1 protein-coding gene is annotated in these 1,041 nt (G+C 49.5%); it reads right to left on the bottom strand.

Features of this window, described 5'->3' with window-relative positions; translation table 11 throughout:
- Positions 1–990, bottom strand: a 990-nt coding sequence (locus tag R7Z78_RS24840; RefSeq protein ID WP_411977590.1) for a COG3650 family protein, incomplete at its 3' end; no start/stop codon positions are given.
- Positions 991–1,041: the final 51 nt, after the last annotated feature.

The following is a 1,041-nucleotide window of genomic DNA, read 5'->3' as shown; positions in this document are numbered from 1 at the left end:
GATCGGGTACACCATGCTGCCCACTTTTTCCTTGGTGGCTTTGAGTTGGTTGCCTTCGCGCGTAAAGAGTCGCTCAGACATCAAACGTTGTTGCTGGTGGTGGGTCATCACAACTTGAACTTGCGACGGGCTCAACTGTTGCCAGAAGCCGCGTTCCACTAATGGGTCTTGACCGTTTGAGTAGCTGTATTTCGTCGTGGCGCTGTGGTCAGGGTTTAAGGTCATTTGCACCTCAAAACCTTGTGATTGCGTTGAGGTGGCTACATAGGTATTTGCCCAGCCAAGCGTTGCATCAACGTTCGCTGCCATGCCACACCCTTGGTAAGTGTTTCCATCGTGTTTGAGTGTTGCTTTCCAGCCATATAAAGCGTCGCTCATGGTGTCTGAACAGAGGTTTTCCGTCATGCGCAGTTCACCATCATCAAGCCTATAAGTGCGTTGGCGCGGCTGCAGTTGACTGCTTTGAATAGACAGCATTTCGGTGGTCTTACCCATCTGTTGGAACTTAAGCGCATTGGCTTCAAAACTGGCTGCCCAAGACGGCTCGTTGCCAAATACACGCGTCGGTTTTTGCGGTTGGCTGCAACGATTTGGGTTTTCGGTGGTGAGAAAGTTCACTTGCTCAACCACAAAGTTGGCGTCGAAATCCGCAGAGAAACCATCAATGCCCGGAGGATTAAGATGACCGATGACTTCGCCATACATGGTTTGGTACGGTTCATTGCCGAGCTTAATGGCGCGTTGAATTTGTTGTGGTGACAGTTGCAACCAATATTGTTTGTCGCTGCCGCAAGGCATGATGTATTGGCTTTCATGGCCGATGATTACTTTGCCGCGCAACATAAAAGTTTGAGGTTGAATGGTTTCAGGCTTATCTAATGATGCTGGTGGAGAGGTTGGTGTTTCCGCGCCAGATTGTGGCGGTTGCGAACTACATGCTTGCAGAACCAGCAGAGTGGCGAGTGCCACTGGGTTTTTCAAAGCCTTCATGTTATATCTTCCTCATTATTGTTACTCAATCGGCATCGGATGGCATTATGG

The organism is Vibrio sp. 1167 (assembly GCF_033340375.1).
Lineage (GTDB): Bacteria > Pseudomonadota > Gammaproteobacteria > Enterobacterales > Vibrionaceae > Vibrio > Vibrio alginolyticus.
This window is presented reverse-complemented; position numbering and strand designations above follow the sequence as displayed.